Source organism: Arthrobacter sp. P1_D12 (assembly GCF_056406175.1).
This window is the reverse complement of the sequence record NZ_JBFUAR010000017.1, coordinates 24,745-46,340: the sequence shown is the minus strand read 5'-3', so window position 1 is coordinate 46,340 and position 21,596 is coordinate 24,745. Positions and strand designations below refer to the sequence as shown.

Below are 21,596 nucleotides of genomic sequence, written 5' to 3'. Positions count from 1 at the left end.
AAGACGATGGGCAGCTCTCAACTTCTTGTGACACGCCGTGATCTGAATGTGACATTGGATCCGGACTGCTGTAGGGTTTGAAGCACGCCAACTTTTCCGAAGTTGGCGCTCTTGAGTGGATTGCCTAGCTCTGCCACCGCTCAAGGTCCGTTCGCATTACATCGTCTGGCAGGGGCGGGGGAACCAATTTTGGCCTTCGAAAGAAGGCCTTGGGGTTAAGTCGCAAAGCTTCCCAGGAAGCAGCGCGGCCGGGTGACTCCCATCCGAATCCGACAGCTCACCTCGTAGGCATTGGGAGAGGCTACTTTCGTGTCTTCACGCCACAATTCTGCGCGCATGCGCACCGGCGAGGCTCTGTCGAGCCCGCTGGAATCCACATCACGTGCCGCCCTTGCCGGCGCCCGGATTGGATCACGTTCCGCAGGCTCAATCTCTACCGAGCCCGGACAGCATGCAGTTTCCGCTTTTGGCGCGTCTTCGCAGTACACCCTTCGCTAAGTAACCCATTTCGGGGCGATCCGGCGTACCCCCAAGATGCCGGAGCGTCCTCAGTCCGTGCCCGAAAGCGCGCGGTCCAAGGATCACGAAAGAGAGAACTTAATGACTACTCGTGCAAACGTTGCACGGCACCGCGCCGAGGTCACCAAGACCAACTCGCTGGCTGTAATTGCTAAGGCTGTCGGCGACAACGCCGGCGGCGTGGGCCGTCAGGCCGCGGTCATCGCCGCAGCTTCCGGTCTGGTCCTGACCAGCGGAATCGCAGCCAACGCTGCTGAAACCAATGTTCAGCGCGAATCCACCTCCGCTTCGGCCCTGGAAGTCCAGTCCGCAGCTCCGGCCACCATCTCGGCCGCTTCCACCATCGCGATCTCCTACGAGAAGCCCGCCGTGACCACCACGCCGGCTCCCGTCGTCGAGGCTCCCAAGCCCGTCGTGAAGGTCCAGGACGCCACGGCCACGGCCACCCGCGCCGGCGGCACCGAGCTGGGCGTCAGCGGCGGCGTCGCTGCCCAGGCCCCCGCGGGCATCGGAAGCGGCGCAGGCGCGACCATCGCCGCTGCTGCCTACGCACAGATCGGCGTGGCGCAGGACTGCACCGCCCTGGCCACCAACGCCCTGGCCGCGGCCGGCATCCACTACCACGGCTGGCCGGCAGGTTACCTGTCCCTGGGCCGCACCGTGAGCGCCGCCGAGGCACGCCCGGGCGACCTCGCCTACTACCAGAACGGCGGCGTGGGCATGGCTCACATCGCGGTCTACGTCGGCAACGGCATGGCAGTGCACGGCGGCTGGAACGGCGGCACCACCGCGCTGTACAGCGTCAACGTCGGCTCCGGCCCGGTCTTCATCCGCGTCGGCGCCTAAGCACGAACCCCAGCATTCCGAAAGACCCCCGCCTCCAGGCGGGGGTCTTTTGCGTTGCCGCGCAGTGAACTTTCCGCGCTGAGGACCGCGCCGGTGAAAAAATATTCGGTGATCCGGCACTTGAGTGTTTACTCTTGTGTTGTCGATCCATAGCCCGACCATGCAGAGGGCAGCCGGCCCTCGTGCCGCTGGCGGGTGCGGCCGTGAAGAGGTATGCGGATGCGCACTCTCGTTCTGAATGCTGGATATGAACCGCTGGCGGTCATCACCTTCCGCCGGGCGCTCGTCCTTGTCCTGACCGGAAAGGCCAGCGTGGTGGCCGAAGGGGACGACCCCGTGGTCGGCCCCCAGGACATTTTGGGCCGCCCGTCCGTGATCCTGCTGAACCGCTACATCCGGCCCAGGTATAACACGATGACTGCGGTGAGCCGCCGCGGCGTGCTGCGCCGGGATGCCCACCGCTGCGCGTACTGCGGCAAGGCTGCCCACACCATCGACCACATCCAGCCCAAATCGCGGGGCGGAGCCGACTCCTGGGAGAACCTGGTGGCGGCGTGCCTGCGGTGCAACAACGCCAAGAGCGACCATACGCCGGCGGAGATGGGCTGGAAGATCGGTTTTGTTCCGGGCCCGCCAAAGGGTGCCATCTGGCAGATCAAGGAACTCGAGAAGCCGACGCCGGCCTGGGATCCGTTCCTGCTGCCTGAATCGGCTGCCTGATCTGCCTCCTTGCTGGCTGATCAGCCGGTGAAGACGCTGCCGGCGCACGTTACGGCTTGTTCAGTGGCCGCTGGCGCCGGGCTAGGCTGAACCGATGGAGTTCGATGCCATCATTCTCGCCGGGGGGCGGTCCTCACGCCTCGGCGGCGTGCCCAAATCCGGGCTGATCTACGACGGCGCCACCCTCCTGGAGCGGTCACTGCGGGCCGCGGGCGCGGCGGGGCTCACCGTCGTCGTCGGCCCCGACCCCGGGGGCCTGCCCGGCGGCGTCCTGACCTGCCGGGAAGAGCCTCCCTTCGCGGGTCCGGCCGCAGCCATCGCGGCGGGGCTGGCCGCCCTGGCCGCCGATCACGCGAGCCGGCACGCAGCCGCCGCGCCCTATACCCTCGTCCTGGCGTGTGACATGCCCCGGTCGGAAGGCGCGGTCCGTGCCCTGGCCGAGGCGCTGGCCGCGTCTGCTGCAGGCACGCCGGAAAGGGGTGGGGCCGACGGCGTCATGGCCGTCTCGGCCGACGGCCGGAAGCAGCCGCTTGCGGGCTTTTATGGCACGGCTGGGCTACAACGTTCTGTCGCGGACGCCGCGTCCCGGGACCGGCTGGAAAACGCGTCGGTGTTCGCCCTTCTTGCTAGGCTGGACGTGCGGGAAGTTCGCGTTCCCCCGGGTTCCACGGATGACGTCGACACCTGGGATGACGCGTCCGCACTGGGGGTATCCGGCAGGATTCCCGACGGCGGTCCGGGCTCCGGCCCGGCTCTGCACAGCTGAACTCGACCATGGAGGCAAACGGTGAAAAGCCAGGACGAAACACTGGAAGACTGGTGCCGTGCCCTGCTCCAGGCCCTGGAGCTGGACGACGTTGAGATTGACGTGAATGAGGTCCTCGCCCTGGCCGGCGTGGCCGCCCATTCCGTGGTGCGCCCGGCGGCACCGCTGACCACATTCATTGCCGGCTTTGCGGCCGGCCTGGCCTCCGGCTCCGGGCAGGCCACGGACTCCGTGTCCATGGAGTCCGCGATGGCCGTGGCCCGCCGGCTCGCCAAGGACTACGCAGCCGCCGAAACTTCCGGGGCATGACGGCTGCGGCCCCGGACGGCAATGGCCCCGCCACCGCCGCAGGTGAAGATGGCGTCAACGATAGCGGCGGAAATGGCGTCAGAGATGGCGGTGGAGAGGCTCTCGTAGACGGCCCTGGAGGCCCTCACATCGCGGACCAGGACACCGCGGACGAGGACGCAGGGGACGAGGACACTGCCGCGGAGCCGCACAGACACCTGGCCCACACGTGGCAGGAGGCCCGGCAACTCGCGTTCGAGTGCGCCGCTCCCATCCCGGCCGCCCCTGTTCCGCTGCGGCAGACGCTTGGCCGGACGCTCGCGGCGGACGTCGTTGCCCGGCAGGACATGCCCCATTACGCTTCCTCTGCCATGGACGGTTGGGCCGTCAACGGCAGCGGGCCCTGGATCCTGGCCGAACCCGGCCAGCGTCTGGCCCCACATCAGGCCAGCCCGATTGCCACCGGCGGCCTCATCCCGCCCGGGGCCAAGGCAGTGTTGCGCAGCGAAAGCGGCATCATCGACGCCGACGACGACGGCCTGCCCGTCCTGAAGCTGGGCGGCACCGCGAAGCCGGGAGACCCGCGCAACGGCGACCACATCAGGAAGGCCGGGGAGGAAGCCGCCGCCGGGGACGTCCTGATCAAGGGCGGCACGGTCCTGAACCCGGCCCATCTGGCGCTCGCCGCGCTGGCCGGAAGTGACGCCCTCCCCGTGCTCGGCAAGGCCGTGGTCCGCCTCGTTTTCACTGGCTCCGAGGTCGTGACGAGCGGGATACCGGCACCCGGGCAGGTCCGCGACACCTTCGGACCCCAACTGGCCGCCGTGGTGGGAATGCTCGGCGGGATCTGTACCGAAGAAGTGAAAGTCGGCGATACCTACGCCGAGTGGCTCGCCGCCCTCGAGGACACCGATCCTGCCGGTGAAAACCTTCCTGCCGACGTCGTGATCACCACCGGCGGCACGGGGCGCTCCGGGACAGACCACCTCAGGCGCTCGGTCGCCGAGCTCGGCGGCCGCCTGCTGATCGACGGAATCGCCATGCGCCCGGGCCACCCCGCCGTGCTGGCCGAGCTGCCGGACGGCCGTTACATCCTTGGCCTGCCAGGAAACCCGCTCGCGGCCATGATGGCGCTGTCCACGATCGGTGCCCCACTCCTGGCGGCACTCGGGCACGGCGTGATCCCCCCGCTCAGCGAGGTGCCCTGCGGCTCGACGATTGACGCCGACCCGGGCCGGACCCGGCTCATGCCCTTCCGGCTGCTCTACGGCATGGCATCGCCGGCGCAGCACACCGGCCCTGGAATGATGCGGGGGCTGGCCGCCGCCGACGGTGTGCTGGTGGTCCCGCCCCATGGCGTGCAGCTGGGGGAACTCGTCCCCGCCTTCGCCCTCCCGTGGAGTGCGCCGTTGCCTGACGCTTCGGCGGCGGCCGCCGAACAGAAGCCGGCGGCGAAGCGGACCGCCAGGAAAACCGCGGCCAGCGACGGTCCGGTGGACTGGAGTGCCCTTTTGGGCTGAGCCCTGGCCTGCTGCGACGGCACCGGGACAAGGCACGCCGCCAGAATCAGGCACTTACAATGATGGAACCAACCAAAGATTCAAACAGCCGCTAGCTTCAAACAGCGGCACACAATGTTGCTTAGGAGCACCGGATGGGCCGTGTGACACAGCGCCGCAAGGTGCACAAGATCGTCCTGGACGGGTCCCCGCAGGCCCTCGAATTTCCGGTCCGGCATCGGGAGGACGTCCTTGCCGTCGAGGAACCGCTGGAAATCCGGCTCGGCAACATGTCATTCTCCGTCACCATGCGAACGCCGGGCAATGACTTCGACCTCGTCGCAGGCTTCCTCGTCTCGGAGGGGATCATCTGGTCTCCCGAACAGCTGGTCTCGCTCAGGTTCTGCGCCGGCGAAGACGCCGACGGCATGCAGACCTTCAACGTGGTGGAGGCGCAGCTCAGGCCCGACGTCGTCAGGCCCGAGACCGGACGCAACGTCTTCACTTCCAGTTCCTGCGGCATCTGCGGCACTGACTCGATCGATGCCGTTCGGAAGTCATCGCACTACAGCCCGGCACACGATCCGCTGACTGTCCCCGTCGAAACGCTCGCGGCCCTCCCGGACGCCCTCCGGTCCGCCCAGGAGGTCTTCGAAGTCACCGGCGGCGTGCACGCTGCCGGCCTCTTCAGGATCTCCGACGACGGCTCGGCCGAGTTGCTGTGCCTGCGCGAAGACGTGGGCCGGCACAACGCGGTGGATAAGGTGGTGGGCTGGGCGCTCCGCGAAGGCCTGCTCCCGCTCCGGGGCACCGTGTTACAGGTGTCCGGCCGGGCATCGTTCGAGCTCGTCCAAAAGGCGGCCCTCGCCGGTATCCCGGTCCTCGCCGCTGTCAGTGCCCCCTCGAGCCTGGCCGTCGAGCTCGCCGAGGCCAGCGGGATGACCCTGGCCGGGTTCAGCCGCGGGACCAGCCTGAACGTGTACGCGGGCCAGCAACGCGTCGCGGTTCCGGCGCCTGCGGCCGGCTAGGGGCAACAGTTGGCCAATGGGTTCTCCGCGGCGTAAGTTTTATCCATCGATTGGAGTCGATCGGACCCCCCAGCGCTGAAGAGGATCACATTGCACGACGACCGCCGTCTTACGGAAGTCCGGCTGGACCGCTTTCTGCGTGACCGGATCGGCCCGGCCGTCTACCCGCGCAGCGTGCCGCTGACGCTGAGCAGCTGGGACGCGCCGGACGAACCCGTGCCGGTGCTCGAGGCCCTGCGGCAGGAGTTCACGCCCCAGGAACACGGCGCGGCCTGGGGCCGGCCCTGGAGCACCAAGTGGCTCCGGCTCCGGGGTGAGGTTCCGGACGCCTGGGGAACCGCGGCCGGAACCTCCGTGGAAGTCCTCGTGGACCTCGGCTTCAGCGGCGACCTCCCGGGTTTCCAGTGCGAAGGCATTGCCTGGCGGTCCGACGGGACCATCATCAAGGCGATCTCGCCACGGAACCAGTACATCCCGCTCAAGCTCCTGGGCAGTGGCATGGCCGTTGACTTCTACGTCGAAGCCGCAGCCAACCCCGACTTGTCCCAGAACTGGACTTTCGCCGCCACCCCCTACGGCGACAAGGCGACGTCGGGCAGCGAGCCGAAGTATCGCCTCGGCAGGATCGCCATCGCCGAATGCAACCAGACTGTCTGGGAACTGCAGCAGGACATCCTCACGCTCAGCGGGCTCATGCACGAGCTGCCCATGGACCAGCCCCGCCGCCACGACATCCTGCGGTCGCTCGAACGCATGCTGGACATCATGGACCCCGACGACGTTGCCGGGACCGCGGAGGCCGGACGGGCCGCCTTGGCCGATGCCCTGTCCCGGCCGGCCTATGCCTCGGCGCACCAGCTGGTGGCCACGGGCCACGCCCACATAGATTCGGCCTGGTTGTGGCCTGTCCGGGAAACCATCCGCAAGTGCGCCCGGACGTTCTCCAACGTCGTCGCACTGATGGACGAGAATCCCGATTTCATCTTTTCGTGCTCCTCCGCCCAGCAGCTCGCGTGGATGAAGGAGTACTATCCGGAGCTCTTCGGGCGCATCCGGGACAAGGTCCGCGCCGGCAGGTTCGTTCCCGTCGGCGGGATGTGGGTCGAATCCGACTCCAACATGCCCGGCGGCGAGGCCATGGCACGGCAGTTCCTCGAGGGTAAGAGCTTCTTCCTGGCCGAATTCGGGGTCGATTGCCAGGAGGCGTGGCTGCCGGACACCTTCGGCTATTCCGCCGCCCTGCCGCAGATCATCAAGGCCGCAGGCAGCCGCTGGTTCCTGACCCAGAAGATCTCCTGGAACCAGGTCAACAGGATGCCTCACCACACCTTCAACTGGGAGGGAATCGACGGCACCCGGGTCTTCACCCATTTCCCACCTGTGGACAGCTACAACTCCGACCTCAGTGCCCGGGACCTGGCGCACGCAGAACGGAACTACCGGGACCACGGACGCGGAGGCACGTCGCTGGTTCCGTTCGGCTACGGCGACGGCGGCGGGGGCCCAACCCGCGAGATGCTGGCCGCAGCGCAGCGCACGGCGGATCTGGAAGGATCTCCGAAGGTGCGGATCGGCTCGGCGGCCAGCTTCTTCAGCCAGGCCCAGGCCGAGTATGAGCCCCTGCCGGTCTGGGTGGGGGAGATGTACTTGGAACTGCACCGCGGCACCTACACCAGCCAGGCCAGGACCAAGCTGGGGAACAGGCGCAGCGAGCACCTCCTCCGGGAGGCCGAGCTCTGGAGTGCCACGGCGGCTGTGCGGACCGGGCACCGCTATCCGGCTGCGGAGCTCAAGCGCCTCTGGCGGCTGGTTCTGCTGCAGCAGTTTCACGACATCCTGCCGGGCAGTTCCATCGCCTGGGTCCACCAGGACGCCGAACGGAACTATGCCGCCGTCGAACGGGGACTGGAAGCGATCATCACGAACGCCGCGGCGGCGGCCCTCGGCACCGGCAGCCGCGAATTCCTGCTCAACGCTGCCCCGCACAAGCGCTTGGGCGTGCCTGCCCTGGCCGCTGCCGAACCGGTCCGGCCCGGGCAGCCGGTAGAGGTCACTGAGGACGGCGGCGGCTACATTCTGGACAATGGCATCATCCGTGCCGTGGTGGATGCCCGCGGACTACTGGTCTCCCTCACGGACCGGGCCACCGGACGCGAGGCGATTGCTCCCGGCGAGGTGGGAAACCTCCTGGAGCTGCACCGGGACACGCCCAATGAATGGGACGCGTGGGACATCGACGCCTTCTACCGCAGGAACGTCGTCCGTTTGGAACAGACGCTTTCGGTGGCACTGGAGCGCGACCCCCGGGGCGGAAGCCCGGACGCCGTCGTGGTGGTGGAGCGGATGGCTGGGGCCTCCGCCGTGACCCAACGGATTACGCTCGCGCCGGGTGCAGACTCGCTCGCGATCACCACGGCCGTGGACTGGCAGGAGAGCGAAAAGCTGCTCAAGCTGGGCTTTGCATTGGATGTCAGGGCGGACCGGTCGGCGGCGGAGACGCAGTTCGGGCACGTGTTCCGCCCGACCCATGTCAACACGTCCTGGGAGGCCGCGAAATTCGAAATCTGCGCCCACCGCTGGATCCACGTCGCCGAGCCGGGCTATGGGGTGGCGATCTCCAACGCTTCCAGCTACGGCCACGACGTCTCCCGCAATGTCCGGGAGGACGACGGCGGCACCACCACCACAGTGCGGCTCTCGCTCCTGCGGGCACCGAAGTTTCCGGATCCCGGCGCGGACCAGGGCAAGCACGAGCTGCACGTCACGGTCCGTCCGGGCGCCACGATCGCCGACGCCGTCGAGGAGGGCTACCGCACCAACCTGACGCCGCGGGTGGTGCACGGGGCGCAAGGGGTGGAGCCGCTGGTCAGCGTGTTCAACCAGGCCCTTGTCATTGAAGCGGTCAAACTCGCTGAGGACGGTTCCGGGGATGTGATTGTCCGGCTCTATGAAGCACTGGGGGAGCGGTCCACCGGCGTGGTGAAGGCCAATTTCCCGGTCCGCGGGCTGCACGCCGTGGACCTGCTGGAACGGCCCGTCGACGCCCCGGGAGTGACGGCAGGCGGCAATTCCGCCGAGCTGACGTTGCGGCCCTTCCAGCTGGTCACGCTGAGGTTTGTGCGCTGAAAGACGGGGCCGCCTGACGCCGCCTTCCCTGCAGGGGAATCCGGCTAGCACTGTCCGGAACGACGGAACTGCCCTTAAACAGGCTGAGTGGGAGCGGTCCTTCCGGACCGCTACCACTCATCCCCCCAATGGCGCTTGGACGGCTGCCTCTGCTCCGCACGGCTGACTTCCGTACACGAAGCGGTTGCCGCTTTCACACATTCATGATTCTCTCACGGTCTAATGATTTTGTGAATGCCCTATGTCTCATTCTTGCGCAATGTTGCGCGAGTGTTATTAGTTTTCTTCGCGACGAGCCCGGACGCCCAGAACAGTCCAAGGCCCAGGACGTAACCCACCACGGCCAGATAGTTGACGGTCTGCTGCGCGAGGAGCCAGTCGTTCGTGGCGAAGGAGGCGGGGATGGTGAACGCGGTGGCCAGGGCACCGAGGCAGGTCAGGAGGGCTGCGGCACGCACCAGCCGCGGCAGCTGGCTCCTGGCGGTGGCCAGCAATGCCGGCAGCAGGGCGAGCGAGACAAAAGCAGGATAGGTGCGGCCGGCCGCAGCGTAGAACGGCGCCAGGGCGGCATTGCGTCCACCGTCGTCCGCGATGTCCAGCATGCCGGCCGAGGACCCGCGGGTGTCCATGAAGAAGAAGGTCCCCGCCACGACGACGGCGCTGACGGCCAGGGCCCAGCGCCCGGGCGGGCCCGCGATGAGGCGGTAGCCGCGGGGGTCCGCCAGTCCCGTCGCCACACGGAGGCCGACCAGCAGGACCACCGCGAATACAAGGAAGCGCAAGATCAGGTGGGTGAGGTTCCATCCGCCCAGCACCGCGTCGATCGCCTCGTAGGGGCCGGTCACCGAAAGCAGGCTGCACAGCGTCGCGAGAAACAGGATGCAGAAGACGGTCCTGTTCCGCCCCCGGAGCGCATCCGGAACGCGGAGGAGGAGCACCACGGAGCAGATGACCAGCGTGCCCCACTGGAGGGTTGCAATCATTCCGGATTCTCCAACATCACATGCCTGCTCAGCCCCAAGATGGTCAGGTTATGCCAGCTTGCTTCTTCGGCGCCCGCTTCGCAAGCGTCTTGGCCAACCAGATCAGGGACAGTCCCAGGACCAGGCATAGAACGGCCGAATAGTTGAAGAAGAACCGCATGAATCCGAGAGACGGAGGAATGACGGGGGAGAGCAGGCTCAGGGAGATAGCCACGGTGCCCAGCGCGAGCAACGCCGCGCTTGACCGCACCAAGACCGGGAGGCCGCTGCGCAGGGTCCGCACCATGGCCGGAAACAGGGCCACGGTGATGAACCCCGGATAAAGGCGCCCGGCGGCCCCGTAAAACTCCACCAAGGCAGCATTGCGGTCATCCTTGGCGGACACGGCGACCAGCCCCGCCGAGGAGCCGGCGGTGTCCATCATGAGGAAGACCACCACCACCACAGCCGAAGCGGCTGCGGCTACCACAATTCCAACAGGGCCGGTGATGAGCTTTAGGGCGTCATCCGCACTGAAGCCCCGGGCCACCCGGACTCCAAGAAAGAAGATGGCTGCGAAAATGACGAAGCGCAGCACCAGATTGGCGATGTTCATGCCGCCCAGGAGCTGGTCCACGGCCAGATACGGGACGTCGATGCTGAGCAGGATCGCGAGGGTCATGAGGGCAAAGATGGCGAACAGGGAACGGTTCTCACCCCGGAGGGCGCTGGGCACGCGGGCGAGCGTGACGATGCCGCACACCGCCAGCGTGGTCCACTGCAGTGTCGCGATCATCCGAGGTTCTCCCAAATCTTCTCTGTTTGTGCCTGCTCCTGTTCGTGGCGCCGCAGCGATTTCCCGAGCGCCTGCAACCGGTCCCCGGCCAGTGCGCTCAGTTCACCGTCGGAGAGGGCGTCCAATGCGGCCTGCTTCGCCCCAGGCGTCCAGCCAGCCTCGGCCTCGGTGATCAGGCCCGTGGCGACGAGCCCGCCCGTGAATCCTACGCCCGCCGCGCGGGCAGTCTCGACCGCCAGTTCGGGGGACAGCCTGTTGGCTGTGAGCTGGGCCGAGTAATTCTGCGGTGCCACGCCGGTGGCCGCCGACACCCGGTGACGCAACTCACCGTCGTCGATCGCGTCCACCCAGTTCCGGACCGAGGTTGCGTGCGGGGCGGGGCCCAACGCCGGAGTCATTGAGCTGCCTTGGTCGCCATAGCCGCCGTAGGCCGGGGACGAGCGGGAAATGACGGCGCGCAAAAGGTCCATGGTGGCGACCTGGCTGACGAGTTCTGCCGGGGTCGGCGGCTGCGGCGGGGCGGCGAGTTCCGCGTACTGGTCGAAGGAACCGAGTTCCGCCAGCGGACTCAAGCCCAGGGCCCGGCTGATGCTGACCAGAGTGGTTTCGGCCACCTTTCCGCGGACCAGCTGCTGCGCGAAGGTGGTGCGCTTGATCCCCGAGATCCTGCACAGATCGGCCGTGCTCGCGGACGGGGCAACGCGGTGAAGCCAGAATTGGAACGCCTTTGCGGGTAGTGGCATCTAGGGCTTCCTGCGGAGTCGACGGGCAGCATGGCTACTGGCATGCGGTGGGGCAGCGGCGATTGGGGCGGCCGGTGACGGGGGCGTCACGGAGTGGGCTGGGATTTTACGTGAGGTGCTAATTCAACTATGCTAAATGGTCGAACCCGCTGGTCCGTACACCCCCCAAGTCCGGACCGGCGGGTTCTTCTATGCCCGGCCGCTTTTCTGTCCCGTCCGGCCCCGCAGTTTCTCCCGGTCGGGACGGCCCGTTTTGGGCCGCAGTGAGAGGATGAAGTAATGACTGCAACCCTTGTTGCCAAGGATCTTTCCGGTGGACACGATCACCGCACACTCTTCTCGAAGCTGTCCCTGACCGTAGCCCCCGGCGACGTCGTCGGCGTCGTCGGCGCCAATGGTGCCGGCAAATCAACCCTGCTGCGGCTGCTGGCCGGCGTCGACGGTCCGCAGGAAGGCACCGTGAGCCTGGCCCCCGCCGACGCCTTTGTCGGCTGGCTGCCGCAGGAACACGAACGCATTGCCGGCGAAACGGTCGCGGCCTACATCGCCCGGCGCACCGGCTGTACCCAGGCGACCCTGGAGATGGAATCCACCGCGGAGGCGCTGGGCTCCGGCGCTCCGGGCTCCGACGACGCCTACTCCCTGGCCTTCGACCGCTGGATGGCCTCCGGCGCCGCCGACCTGGAGGACCGCATCCCGTCCGTCCTGGCGGACCTTGGCCTCGATGTGGGCCCCGACGCCGGAATGACTGGCCTGTCGGGTGGCCAGGCGGCCCGCGTGGCGCTCGCCGCCCTGCTGCTGAGCCGGTTCGACATCGTGCTCCTGGACGAACCCACCAACGACCTGGACCTCAACGGCCTGGCCAAGCTCGAGGCCTTCGTGCAGGGCCTGCGCGGCGGCGCCGTCCTGGTCTCGCATGACCGCGAGTTCCTGGCGCGCTGCGTCACCACGATCGTGGAACTGGATCTGGCCCAAAACTCGGTGGCGGTATACGACGGCGGCTACGAGGCCTACCTGGAGGAACGCGCCGTTGCCCGCCGGCACGCCCGGGAACGTTTCGAGGAGTACGCGAACACCAAGGCGGACCTCGTCTCCCGGGCCCGCACCCAGCGCGAATGGAGCTCCCAGGGCGTCCGCAACGCGATGAAGAAGAACCCGGACAACGACAAGATCCGCCGGGCGGCCAGCACCGAGTCCTCCGAGAAGCAGGGCCAGAAGGTCCGGCAGATGGAGTCCCGCATCGCCCGGCTCGAAGAAGTGGAAGAGCCGCGCAAGGAATGGCAGCTGCAGTTCAGCATCGGGGCGGCGCCCCGCTCCAGCGCCGTCGTGGCCACCCTGCGCGACGCCGTCGCGGTGCAGGGCGACTTCACCCTCGGCCCGGTGAACCTGCAGCTGAATGCGGGGGAACGGATCGGGATCACGGGTCCCAACGGCGCCGGCAAATCCACCCTGCTCCGGCTCCTGCTCGGCGTCCAGCAGCCCGACTCCGGTGACGCCTCCATGGGCGCGTCCGTGGCCGTCGGCGAGATCGACCAGGCGCGCGGGCTCTTGTCCGGCGAGCTGTTGCTCGCAGACGCCGTCGAGGCCGTCCTGACGGAGCAGACCCCGGCCGAGGTGCGCACCCTGCTGGCCAAATTCGGCCTCAAAGCCGATCACACCAACCGGACCGTGGACTCCCTCTCCCCGGGGGAACGGACCCGGGCCGCCCTGGCGCTGCTGCAGGCCCGCGGCGTGAACCTGCTCGTGCTGGACGAACCCACCAACCACCTTGACCTGCCCGCCATCGAACAGCTCGAGGAAGCCCTCGACAGCTACGACGGCGCGCTGCTGCTGGTCACCCACGACCGCCGGCTGCTGGAAAACGTCCGCCTGGACGTGCGCTGGAACGTCGAGAACGGCGTCGTCACCGAACTGCACGCCGATGCCCCGAAAGGCAACACCAAATGAGCATGGACCGGGTCGCCTGGAGCTCCCTCTACAACATCACCCGCGCCTCCAGCGGGTCCAAGCCGTTCTCGAAGGAGACCCTGAAGCGCGTCTTCAGTTTTGCCCGCCCCCACCGCAGCAAGCTGATCGCCTTCGTGCTGCTGTCCATCGTGATGGCCTTCCTGGCGGTCGCCACCCCGGTCCTCGCCGGGCAGGTGGTTGACGAGATCATCGCCCACGCGGAGGCCTCAACGGTGATCTGGCTGGCCGTCCTGATCGCGATCGTGGCGGTCGCCGAGGCTGGAATCGGCCTAGTGACGCGCTGGATGTCCTCCACCATCGGCGAAGGCGTGATCGTGGACCTGCGCACGAAGGTCTTCGACCACGTCCAGAAGATGCCGATCGCCTTCTTCACCAGGACCCGGACCGGGGCCCTGGTCAGCCGGTTGAACAACGATGTCATTGGCGCGCAGTCGGCCTTCGCCGGCACGCTCTCCGGCGTGGTCAGCAACGTCGTGGCCCTGGCGCTGACCCTTGCGGTGATGCTGAACAAATCGTGGCTTGTGACAGTGCTCGCCATGCTCCTGCTGCCGATCTTCCTGATCCCGGCCCGCCGGATGGGCTCCAAGCTGGCCGATCTGCGGCGCGAAGCCGCCGAGCACAACGCCACCATGGGCACCCAGATGACCGAGCGCTTCTCCGCGCCCGGCGCCACGCTGGTTAAGCTTTTCGGCCGCCCCGACGAGGAATCCCGCGAGTTCGCCCTCCGGGCCGGCCGCGTCCGGGACATCGGCGTCCGCACCGCCATGCTGCAATTCACCTTCGTCACGGCGCTGACACTGGTCTCGGCCTTGGCCCTGGCACTGGTCTACGGCCTGGGCGGCTGGCTCGCACTCGCCGGGCAGTTGAACGCGGGCGACGTCGTCGTGCTCGCGCTGCTGCTCACCCGCCTGTACGCGCCGCTTACGGCACTTTCGAACGCACGGGTGGAGATCATGAGCGCCCTGGTCAGCTTCGAACGCGTCTTTGAGATCCTGGACCTCAAGCCGCTCATCCAGCAGAAGCCGGATGCGGTGGCCTCCCCGCCAGGTCCGCTCTCGGTGGAGTTCGACAATGTCCGCTTCGCCTACCCCTCGGCGGAGAAGGTCTCGCTGGCCTCCCTGGAGGACGTGCGGACCCTGGACACCCGCGGCGGCGAGGAAGTGCTGCACGGCATCAGCTTCCGGGTGGAGCCGGGTCAGACGGTGGCCCTCGTCGGCTCCTCCGGGGCGGGCAAGTCCACCATTGCGCAGCTCCTGTCGCGCCTGTACGACGTCGACTCCGGCGCCATCCGCTTCGGCGGCACGACGCCCGGCGCGGGCGTGGACGTCCGTGACCTCACGTTCGACTCGATACGCGCGACCCTCGGGATGGTGACGCAGGACGGTCACCTGTTCCACGAGAGCATCGCCTCCAACCTGCGTCTGGCCCGGCCGGAGGCCACCGAAGAGCAGATGTGGGATGCGCTGCGCCGTGCCCGGCTCGAAGACATGATCCGGTCCCTGCCCGATGGGCTGGACACCGTGGTGGGGGAGCGCGGCTACCGGCTCTCCGGCGGCGAGCGGCAACGCCTGACGATCGCCCGCCTGCTGATCGCCCAGCCGCGGGTGGTCATCCTCGACGAAGCCACCGCCGCGCTGGATTCGACCAATGAGGCCGCCGTCCAGGAGGCGCTGGGCGCCGCGCTGGAAGGCCGTACCGCCGTCGTGATCGCCCACCGTCTCTCGACGATCCGTGCGGCGGACGCGATCCTGGTGGTGGAGGACGGCTCGATCGTGGAGCGCGGTACCCACCGGGAGCTTCTCGCCGCCGAGGGCCGCTATGCGGAGCTGTACCGGACGCAGTTCTCCGAGGCCAGCGCGGTGGCCCAGGAATCCGTGCCCGGCTACTGAGCCGGCGTTTGGAAGCCGGCGTTGGAGGCCCGCGTTGGAGGGCCCTGGCCGTTACGGGTCCTAGCCGGACGGCTTGGCGGACAGGGCCGGCAGCACATGGTCCGTCAGCAGCGGGGCGAGGTCGCCGGGCAGCTCGCCGGACAGGTCCAGCCAGCGGATCTCGGCGATTTCCGCCGACGGCCGGGCGCTCCATACCCCGGGCGCCGTGAAGACCGTTGCCTCGATCTGGGTGGCCGCCTCGTTGGCGGCATCCGCCAGCCAGCAACCCAGCAGGTCCAGGCGGTCCGGGGCCAGCACGATCCCCACTTCCTCCTGGAGCTCGCGCGCCGCAGCCTGGGCCGCTGTTTCGCCTGCCTCGGGTTTGCCGCCGGGGTGCATGAACTTGTCCGTGCCGCGTTTGCGGACGGTCAGGAGGCGTCCGGAGCGATCGAAAACGCAGACGGCGGAGACGACGATGCGCGGGTTCACCCGGCGCGCCCTGAATCCGGCGCGGCATCCGGCGTCGCATCGGGGGTCATATCCGGGGTTACTCCCGGCGTCACGCCTGGCCTTGTCTCGGGATCCGGGCCTGGTCCTGCTTCTGGTTTTGCTTTCAGCCGGTGCAGGACGGACTCCAGCAGCTGGTCCTTGGCGGGCCCGGTGACGTCCCAGCGGTAGCCGCATTGGTCCGGACCGCGGAAGGTGTACGTCACGCGGTAGGTGTCCGGGTCGCACCAGTGCTCGTCCTGATTGGTTTGCCCGGCGAAGCCCATGCGGTGGAAGGGGCGGCCGTCCGGGAAGTACACGTCCAAGACATCGGGGGTGTCCGACGGCCGCAGCAGATATTCCCGGCTCGCCGGGCCGGCGAACGGCGAGCCGCCCAGGGGCGCCAAGCGCACGGTGCCTTCTTCACGCCACCATAGGCCGCCGTCGTCGTCGGCAGTGAAGCGTACGACGCCGGTGTAGGTTCCGCTGGTCCCGGTGCTGCGGTCCAGCAGGGTGCGGTCAACGGACCAGGAGCCGCGCAGGTAGGCGCGGAGGTCAAAGTCCGGACCCGTGTCCGGGGTTTCGTCCGGGGCAGGAATGTTCAAGTGCCCTCGATTGGAATCGAACCAACGACACCGGCTTTAGGAGAGCCGTGCTCTATCCACTGAGCTACGAGGGCGGATGTCCGCGGGCGGCCGGGGCCGGTCCGGTCGGACACGGATATAAGCATACAAGGTGAGCGCGCGTACTACGCTCTTGGCATGACTGCAGGAACCACCGAGCTTTCCGCCGGAGCCCTCTACTACCCCGATGTGGCCGCGACCAGGTTTTACGTCGGGGCCCTGGCGAAGCTGAGCGTGCTGCAGTATTTCGTGGCCGAGTCGGCTGTGATCGGTGCCTGGGCGGGAGCGGAGCCATACAGCCGCCGCACGGGCTACATCAGCGACCTCGGCGCCGTGGCGTGCGGAGAGTTCTCCGGCCGGGACGTCTGCTCGCCGGCGCACCTGCTGATGAACGCGTCATTTGTGGTCCAAGGCCTTGGCATGGTGGTCGGCGCGCTGCTGCTCGGCTCGGCGCTCCTGTGCTGTGCCGCGCGGACCGGAGTGCCCCTCCGGCGCGGCCGGGTGCCGGGGCGGGTGCACGGCCGCGCGCGCTGGGGCGCAGGGGTGGTGGCAGCGGCCGCCGCCCGGCTGCTGACCGGCGCCGCCGGGGCAGGAACGGTCATCGTGGGGCTGGTGCCCGAGGACACGGGATCGGCCTGGCACGTGGCCGGCGCCCTGATGTACTTCGCCGCCGGGGCCCTGGCGCTCCTGATCCTTGGTTGGCTTTGGCTCCGGCAGACTCCGCTCGGGTGGTTCATCCTGGGCTGCGGGGCCGTGTCCCTGGCGGCGCTCATTGCGGGCGGACTGACGGGCATGCACGTACCGGAACCCGGTACCCTCGAACGGCTCATGGGCTATCCCATCACCGTCGGCGTCGCCGCGGCAGGCCTTGTCATCGCCCAGCGGGTCCAGCACGAACGCACGGCACGCAAGCTCGCCCGGGCCCAGGCCGGCTGAGGCAAGCTTCAGGGTGTCAGATGACCGGCAGGGGCCTGACCTTGCATTATCATGAGGGCACCCACCGGAACATCCCGGTGCGGGCGTGTGGGTTTTTCCATCAACGCGCCAGTATGCAGACTTTGCAGTCATACGGGGACGAATGTTAAATCAGCGAGTCTTGCCGCTCTTCGGTGCGGACAGCGTGACGACCGAACAAAAGGTTGCGTTCCGGCCCCGTCGGTGGGGCCCCGAAGTTCATCCCGGGGCGCTGTCTCTTGGTCGTCTGAGACTGTTTATGTGCAAAATGGTCACTGTTCGGCTAGGAATTCTCACCTCGCTGACCGCTCCGATCAGCTACGTTATTTCCACCGCCCTGAAAGCGCACGCCGACCACCCGACCGCAGTTCGCGGGCGTCGGGTTGGAGCGATTTCCTATCCAGTCGTCGTAATATTTCTGACGCTTTCGACCCTAATGCATGTGGTCCGCCAAGGAGCCTTTCGCGGTCTCCGCGACCATTTCAGCCCCAACAGCGCCTTCAACTCCGCGGTGGATATCTTCCTCGGGGTGGTTAACTGGCTGTATGTCAGTCCCAGGCCCAAGAAAGTGAAGGAGAGTCCCGTGATTGCCAAGACAGCCGAGGAAGTCGACTGGGAAACGATTCTCTATCACGGCGACCGACGGCTGAACTGTGACCTCCGGGGCTCCGCGGACCGCCGCCGTCGAATTGCGGTCCGATGATGCTCGAGGCCCTGGCCGGGCCCGAGGGGCGGCTGCCGGAGGGCCTGCCGGACACGGCAGCGGCCGCGGCCGGCGTCGTTCTGGGGGCGGCGGCGGTGACCGCGGCCCGGGCGACCGACGGTGCCGCCCGTCGCATCGGGGTGCGGATGATCGACGGCGGAATCATCGAGGTCCTGCTGCCCGCCAACCAGGAGATCGAGGGTCCGGAGGCGCGCATCGCCGGCGACATCGTCCGCACATTCGCCGCGGGACGGCGGATGCCGGTGCTCCTGGTGATCACCGGCGTCGTCGGTGTCAGCATGGAGGCCCGCCGGGTCTACAGCGGTTCCATAGCGGCGACAGCGTTCGCCCTGGTGGGCGAGAGCCCGGTGGACCGGGTCATTGCCCACTACCTCCTGCGGTCCCGAAGCGAGACGATCCCGGCCCAGTTCTTCACCTCCGAATCCGCGGCCGTTGAGTGGCTAAGGCAGTACACCCGTGAAGAATGAAGCTCCGGACCCCAGGCTGCACGCCCTCGTGGAAGGCATCGTGCGGATCGCCGGAGGCGATCTGAGCACCCGGATCCCGCATTCGGGAGCCCGCGACGACGTCGCCGCCGTCATCGCCGGCATCAACCTGATGGCCGATGACCTTCAGACCATCTATCAGGAGCTGGAAGAGCGGGTCGAAAGCCGTACGGCCATGCTGCGCGAGGCGCAGGTGGAGCTCGAACGCATGGCGCTGACCGACCCCCTGACCCAACTCGCCAACCGCACCGCACTGAACTCGGTCCTGAGCCATGCCCTGGCGGAGTCCTCACGCGGCGAAATGCCGCCGGCCCTCCTGATTCTGGATCTTGATTCCTTCAAGGGCATTAACGACACCCTGGGGCACAGCGCCGGCGACGACGTCCTGCGGGCCATCGCACGCCGGCTCCAGGACGCCGTCCGCGAGACTGACACAGTGGCGCGCCTTGGCGGCGACGAATTCGCCGTCATGCTGCCGAAGTCCAATCTGGTCCGGGCACGCAGGGTGGCGAACAGGATCCTCAAGGCACTCAGTGAGAGCCTCGACGTCGGGGACCTGAAAGTCACCTGCGGAACGAGCATCGGCCTGCGGATCGCGGAACCCGGCCAGTCCGTCGATGACCTGGTCATGGAGGCCGACACGGCCATGTACGCGGCCAAGGCGCAGCAGCACAGCAGCATCAAAGTCTTCGAGCCGGCCCTGCTGTACGCGCGCCGGCTGCAGAGCGTCATGGTTACGGAAATGCGCGAAGCTATCCGGCAGGACCAGCTGACCCTGCACTACCAGCCGGTGGTGGACCTCGCGACCGGCAGGATCGAAGGCGTGGAGGCGCTGGTCCGGTGGAACCACCCGGAGCGCGGTCTGCTCATGCCGGACCAGTTCATTCCCCTGGCCGAGGAAACCGGCATGATCGTGGACCTGGGCCACTGGGTGCTGCGCAATGCCGTGCGTCAATTGCGCAAATGGCAGCAGGACTTGCAGGTGGACAGCGGCTTTAACGTCCGGGTCAACATTTCCACCACCGAACTGCAAAACCTCGAGCTGATCGAACATGTGCGGGACATCCTCAGGGAGACCGGCGTGGATGCATCAAACCTGATCGTGGAGCTGACGGAGTCCATGGCGGTCAACGGCGGCGACGTCGACCAGTATTCGCTCAACGGCCTTCGCCGGCTCGGCGTGCAGCTCGAGATCGATGACTTCGGGACCGGCTATTCCTCCATCAGCTACCTGCGCAAGCTGCCGGTGAACGTGGTCAAGATCGACCGGAGTCTGATCAGTGGCCTCGGCGACGACGAGCAACAGCGGGACTTCGTAGCCGCGGTGCTGCACCTCATCCACGCCTGCGGCCTGAAGGCGCTGGCCGAGGGGATCGAGACGGCGGAACAGGCGGAAGTACTGCGCGAGATGGGCTGCGGCAGCGGGCAGGGCTACTACTTTGGCCGGCCTGCGCCGGCGGGCGAGATTGTGGCGTTGTTTGCGGGGAACAAGTGAGTTCAAGGAAGATGACCCGTTGGTTACTTCCGTGAGTTTAAACAGCGACGGCGGGTGTTGGAATCACTTCCGACACCCGCCGCCTGTCAATGCAGTCTCCGTTACTTCTTGATGGAGTCCGGCCACCAGCCGACGGCTACGACTGAGCTCTGGCCGGAGGTGTCAGCTGCAGCAGAAATCGCTGCGGAGGCGGACATTCCAGCGGCGGCCAGCGCACCGGCGACGAGGAGTGTTGCAAGGGTCTTCTTCATTAGGACTCCTGATACGTAAGAGGCTGATGTGACTCATGTGACTTGTGGTGCAGATTTAGTATAGGGCCAAACGACACGCCGCTGTATAACAATTCGCTCTGCAATGGATGGTTTCGTGTTATCCGCGCGAAGCTTCGGAAGACCTGAGTCAATATTGCGCAGGTCTTGCTTGCGCGGTTTGTTCGTTTCCGCTCCCGCGGCAACGGATAATTGAGATATGCAACAAAGCTCCGTTTCACCCTCGTACGCTGCTGCAGAGCTGCAGGCGCGCGAACACCGGTCCAACCACGAGTTCGGGCAGGCGGCCATCGCTGCGCAGGCGGCCGCGGACATTGCCAATGCCGAAGGCGATTCGTCCTCATGGTGGCACATGACCTTGTTCCGGGCGGAGAGCCTCCTTGCCGCCGGTGATTTCGAAGCCTGCGCGGAGGTTGCCAGTGCGCTAGTTGCCGAACCCTGGGACGGGAACTTGCAGCTTCAGGCCCAAGTGCACATCCTGCTGGCCAAGAGCCGTCAGGGCCTGGGGTTGCTCGAACAGGCGGCCGACGAGGCCAGAGTTGCAGCCGACCTCATGAATGGCGAAGATGACGTCGAGATCGCAGTCAAGGCCAGGCAGGCCCTCATTGCTGCGCTCGCCGATAGTGGAAGGCTTGACGAAGCGTGGGCAGAAAGCCTCATCATGGCGGACATCATTTCGGGCGAAGTCGATGACCAACTGGTGGGCAAAGCGTACTGGGTCATTGGGAACGTCGCGTTTCTTTGCAGCAAAGTCGCCGAGGGGCTGCACTATCACGAACTCGCCGCTGGCACCTTTTCGCCGGCACGGAACCTCACTGTTTGGGCCAAATTCAACAAGGCTTCCGCTGCCATGCGGCTTGCCGCCGATGTTGCGGACGCGGACACCCTGCGTTGCATTGAACGCGCGGAACTAGCCACGGATGTCATTGGCGGCACCGAGGAAGATCACATATTGCTCAAGCTGAACCGCGGCCACTGGAATTTCCTGGCGGGGGATCAGAAATCGGCAGTCGATACCCTAGTTGACATTTTCCCGGTCCCCGAGAAGACGTCACCGCAAATATTGGGCGAGGTGTATCTTCTTCTGGGCCGGTCGCACGCCGCTTTGGGAAACGGGGCCGAAGCCCGGAAGTACCTGATGGAGGCCGCCGACTACTTTGAGAAAGCAGGAGCCTCCCAACGTGCGGAACAGGCTCTTGAATTCCTGACCGAAGTACCCTGACTTCGCACTGAACTGGACATGCTCTCCCCTGGACTTGAGGGATGGACATAATGGCAAGATGTCCACCGGCCGGGCCGAACGCCGGACATGTCCCGTGCTCGACGCCGGGTTCGAAGGACGGTTCCAGCCGCCGTGACCAAGAATGGACATGTCCCGTGTCCTATGCCGCGGATCGGGCAACAGCCCTGCCACCGCAACCAAGAATGGAC

20 protein-coding genes, 1 tRNA gene and 1 riboswitch are annotated in these 21,596 nt (G+C 67.0%); of the genes, 14 read left to right on the top strand and 7 right to left on the bottom strand.

Translation table 11 applies throughout. The annotated features are described in order from the left end of the window. Positions 1–135 precede the first annotated feature (135 nt). A riboswitch (cyclic di-AMP (ydaO/yuaA leader) is annotated at positions 136–305 on the top strand. A gap of 295 nt (positions 306–600) precedes the next feature. From AC1DZV_RS13990 to AC1DZV_RS13960, 7 genes are all read left to right on the top strand, one after another. Further along, on the top strand, positions 601–1,365 hold the full coding sequence (locus AC1DZV_RS13990) for an NlpC/P60 family protein (RefSeq protein WP_079555356.1): 765 nt from the start codon (positions 601–603) through the stop codon (positions 1,363–1,365). A gap of 219 nt (positions 1,366–1,584) precedes the next feature. Continuing rightward, entirely contained in the window at positions 1,585–2,085 is a 501-nt protein-coding gene (locus AC1DZV_RS13985) for an HNH endonuclease (protein ID WP_026266867.1), read from the top strand. Positions 2,086–2,179: 94 nt separating this feature from the next. Then, a complete protein-coding gene (gene mobA, locus AC1DZV_RS13980; RefSeq protein ID WP_476953937.1) occupies positions 2,180–2,851 on the top strand; it encodes a molybdenum cofactor guanylyltransferase in 672 nt (223 codons plus the stop codon). Between the two features lie 21 nt (positions 2,852–2,872). Further along, positions 2,873–3,160, top strand: a complete 288-nt coding sequence (locus AC1DZV_RS13975) for a DUF6457 domain-containing protein (protein WP_079555354.1) — start codon at positions 2,873–2,875, stop codon at positions 3,158–3,160. Continuing rightward, positions 3,157–4,659: a molybdopterin molybdotransferase MoeA gene (locus tag AC1DZV_RS13970; RefSeq protein WP_476953936.1), complete on the top strand. Its 1,503-nt coding sequence runs from the start codon at positions 3,157–3,159 to the stop codon at positions 4,657–4,659. The genes AC1DZV_RS13975 and AC1DZV_RS13970 overlap by 4 nt, the downstream gene beginning before the upstream one ends. A gap of 134 nt (positions 4,660–4,793) precedes the next feature. Beyond that, positions 4,794–5,666, top strand: coding sequence for a formate dehydrogenase accessory sulfurtransferase FdhD (gene fdhD / locus AC1DZV_RS13965; RefSeq protein ID WP_476952057.1), 873 nt, complete (start codon positions 4,794–4,796; stop codon positions 5,664–5,666). Between the two features lie 90 nt (positions 5,667–5,756). Beyond that, the gene (locus AC1DZV_RS13960) at positions 5,757–8,792 is read left to right on the top strand and encodes an alpha-mannosidase (protein ID WP_476953935.1); all 3,036 of its coding nucleotides are present in this window, start codon (positions 5,757–5,759) and stop codon (positions 8,790–8,792) included. Between the two features lie 239 nt (positions 8,793–9,031). Here the strand turns inward: AC1DZV_RS13960 and AC1DZV_RS13955 are convergent, their stop codons facing one another. Genes AC1DZV_RS13955 through AC1DZV_RS13945 form a run of 3 tightly spaced genes read right to left on the bottom strand, consistent with a single transcriptional unit; the run spans position 9,032 to position 11,293 of the window. Next, positions 9,032–9,775 (bottom strand): hypothetical protein, encoded by a 744-nt coding sequence (locus tag AC1DZV_RS13955; protein ID WP_476952055.1) that lies wholly within the window; start codon positions 9,773–9,775, stop codon positions 9,032–9,034. Between the two features lie 43 nt (positions 9,776–9,818). Continuing rightward, on the bottom strand, positions 9,819–10,550 hold the full coding sequence (locus tag AC1DZV_RS13950; RefSeq protein ID WP_476953934.1) for a hypothetical protein: 732 nt from the start codon (positions 10,548–10,550) through the stop codon (positions 9,819–9,821). Next, on the bottom strand, positions 10,547–11,293 hold the full coding sequence (locus AC1DZV_RS13945) for a hypothetical protein (RefSeq protein ID WP_476952053.1): 747 nt from the start codon (positions 11,291–11,293) through the stop codon (positions 10,547–10,549). The genes AC1DZV_RS13950 and AC1DZV_RS13945 overlap by 4 nt, the downstream gene beginning before the upstream one ends. Before the next feature lie 279 nt (positions 11,294–11,572). Between AC1DZV_RS13945 and AC1DZV_RS13940 the strand changes: the two genes are divergently transcribed. Both AC1DZV_RS13940 and AC1DZV_RS13935 read left to right on the top strand, forming a co-directional pair. Next, the gene (locus AC1DZV_RS13940; protein ID WP_476953933.1) at positions 11,573–13,240 is read left to right on the top strand and encodes an ABC-F family ATP-binding cassette domain-containing protein; all 1,668 of its coding nucleotides are present in this window, start codon (positions 11,573–11,575) and stop codon (positions 13,238–13,240) included. Next, positions 13,237–15,150, top strand: a complete 1,914-nt coding sequence (locus AC1DZV_RS13935) for an ABC transporter ATP-binding protein (protein ID WP_476953932.1) — start codon at positions 13,237–13,239, stop codon at positions 15,148–15,150. The genes AC1DZV_RS13940 and AC1DZV_RS13935 overlap by 4 nt, the downstream gene beginning before the upstream one ends. A 60-nt stretch (positions 15,151–15,210) precedes the next feature. Here AC1DZV_RS13935 and AC1DZV_RS13930 read toward each other — a convergent pair whose 3' ends face one another. From AC1DZV_RS13930 to AC1DZV_RS13920, 3 genes are all read right to left on the bottom strand, one after another. Next, positions 15,211–15,618, bottom strand: coding sequence for an NUDIX hydrolase (locus tag AC1DZV_RS13930; RefSeq protein WP_476952050.1), 408 nt, complete (start codon positions 15,616–15,618; stop codon positions 15,211–15,213). Then, positions 15,615–16,157 carry a DUF6314 family protein gene (locus AC1DZV_RS13925; protein WP_476953951.1) on the bottom strand — a complete coding sequence of 181 codons (543 nt, stop codon included), beginning with the start codon at positions 16,155–16,157 and terminating at the stop codon, positions 15,615–15,617. Before AC1DZV_RS13925 ends, AC1DZV_RS13930 begins: the two co-directional genes overlap by 4 nt. Before the next feature lie 64 nt (positions 16,158–16,221). After that, positions 16,222–16,294, bottom strand: a tRNA-Arg gene (locus tag AC1DZV_RS13920). A gap of 82 nt (positions 16,295–16,376) precedes the next feature. On the opposite strand from AC1DZV_RS13920, the gene AC1DZV_RS13915 reads away from it, so the two are divergent. The 4 genes from AC1DZV_RS13915 (at position 16,377) to AC1DZV_RS13900 (ending at position 19,896) form a co-directional block, all read left to right on the top strand. Then, positions 16,377–17,174 (top strand): DUF998 domain-containing protein, encoded by a 798-nt coding sequence (locus tag AC1DZV_RS13915; RefSeq protein WP_476953931.1) that lies wholly within the window; start codon positions 16,377–16,379, stop codon positions 17,172–17,174. Positions 17,175–17,358: 184 nt separating this feature from the next. Beyond that, positions 17,359–17,895: a hypothetical protein gene (locus AC1DZV_RS13910; protein ID WP_476953930.1), complete on the top strand. Its 537-nt coding sequence runs from the start codon at positions 17,359–17,361 to the stop codon at positions 17,893–17,895. Continuing rightward, positions 17,892–18,383, top strand: a complete 492-nt coding sequence (locus AC1DZV_RS13905; protein WP_476952047.1) for a DUF7793 family protein — start codon at positions 17,892–17,894, stop codon at positions 18,381–18,383. Before AC1DZV_RS13910 ends, AC1DZV_RS13905 begins: the two co-directional genes overlap by 4 nt. Continuing rightward, a complete protein-coding gene (locus AC1DZV_RS13900) occupies positions 18,373–19,896 on the top strand; it encodes a putative bifunctional diguanylate cyclase/phosphodiesterase (protein ID WP_476953929.1) in 1,524 nt (507 codons plus the stop codon). The genes AC1DZV_RS13905 and AC1DZV_RS13900 overlap by 11 nt, the downstream gene beginning before the upstream one ends. Positions 19,897–19,997: 101 nt before the next feature. Here the strand turns inward: AC1DZV_RS13900 and AC1DZV_RS13895 are convergent, their stop codons facing one another. Further along, positions 19,998–20,147 carry a hypothetical protein gene (locus AC1DZV_RS13895; protein WP_223914272.1) on the bottom strand — a complete coding sequence of 50 codons (150 nt, stop codon included), beginning with the start codon at positions 20,145–20,147 and terminating at the stop codon, positions 19,998–20,000. 217 nt (positions 20,148–20,364) lie between these two features. On the opposite strand from AC1DZV_RS13895, the gene AC1DZV_RS13890 reads away from it, so the two are divergent. Then, positions 20,365–21,387: a hypothetical protein gene (locus tag AC1DZV_RS13890; protein WP_476953928.1), complete on the top strand. Its 1,023-nt coding sequence runs from the start codon at positions 20,365–20,367 to the stop codon at positions 21,385–21,387. Positions 21,388–21,596: the final 209 nt, after the last annotated feature.

Excerpts from the sequence above, each read along its gene's own strand:
- AC1DZV_RS13990 (WP_079555356.1), top strand. The coding sequence starts at position 601 with ATGACTACTCGTGCAAACGTTGCACGGCACCGCGCCGAGGTCACCAAG.
- AC1DZV_RS13985 (WP_026266867.1), top strand. The coding sequence starts at position 1,585 with ATGCGCACTCTCGTTCTGAATGCTGGATATGAACCGCTGGCGGTCATC.
- mobA (WP_476953937.1), top strand. The coding sequence starts at position 2,180 with ATGGAGTTCGATGCCATCATTCTCGCCGGGGGGCGGTCCTCACGCCTC.
- AC1DZV_RS13970 (WP_476953936.1), top strand. The coding sequence starts at position 3,157 with ATGACGGCTGCGGCCCCGGACGGCAATGGCCCCGCCACCGCCGCAGGT.
- fdhD (WP_476952057.1), top strand. The coding sequence starts at position 4,794 with ATGGGCCGTGTGACACAGCGCCGCAAGGTGCACAAGATCGTCCTGGAC.
- AC1DZV_RS13955 (WP_476952055.1), bottom strand. The coding sequence starts at position 9,775 with ATGATTGCAACCCTCCAGTGGGGCACGCTGGTCATCTGCTCCGTGGTG.
- AC1DZV_RS13950 (WP_476953934.1), bottom strand. The coding sequence starts at position 10,550 with ATGATCGCGACACTGCAGTGGACCACGCTGGCGGTGTGCGGCATCGTC.
- AC1DZV_RS13945 (WP_476952053.1), bottom strand. The coding sequence starts at position 11,293 with ATGCCACTACCCGCAAAGGCGTTCCAATTCTGGCTTCACCGCGTTGCC.
- AC1DZV_RS13940 (WP_476953933.1), top strand. The coding sequence starts at position 11,573 with ATGACTGCAACCCTTGTTGCCAAGGATCTTTCCGGTGGACACGATCAC.
- AC1DZV_RS13935 (WP_476953932.1), top strand. The coding sequence starts at position 13,237 with ATGAGCATGGACCGGGTCGCCTGGAGCTCCCTCTACAACATCACCCGC.
- AC1DZV_RS13915 (WP_476953931.1), top strand. The coding sequence starts at position 16,377 with ATGACTGCAGGAACCACCGAGCTTTCCGCCGGAGCCCTCTACTACCCC.
- AC1DZV_RS13905 (WP_476952047.1), top strand. The coding sequence starts at position 17,892 with ATGATGCTCGAGGCCCTGGCCGGGCCCGAGGGGCGGCTGCCGGAGGGC.
- AC1DZV_RS13895 (WP_223914272.1), bottom strand. The coding sequence starts at position 20,147 with ATGAAGAAGACCCTTGCAACACTCCTCGTCGCCGGTGCGCTGGCCGCC.
- AC1DZV_RS13890 (WP_476953928.1), top strand. The coding sequence starts at position 20,365 with ATGCAACAAAGCTCCGTTTCACCCTCGTACGCTGCTGCAGAGCTGCAG.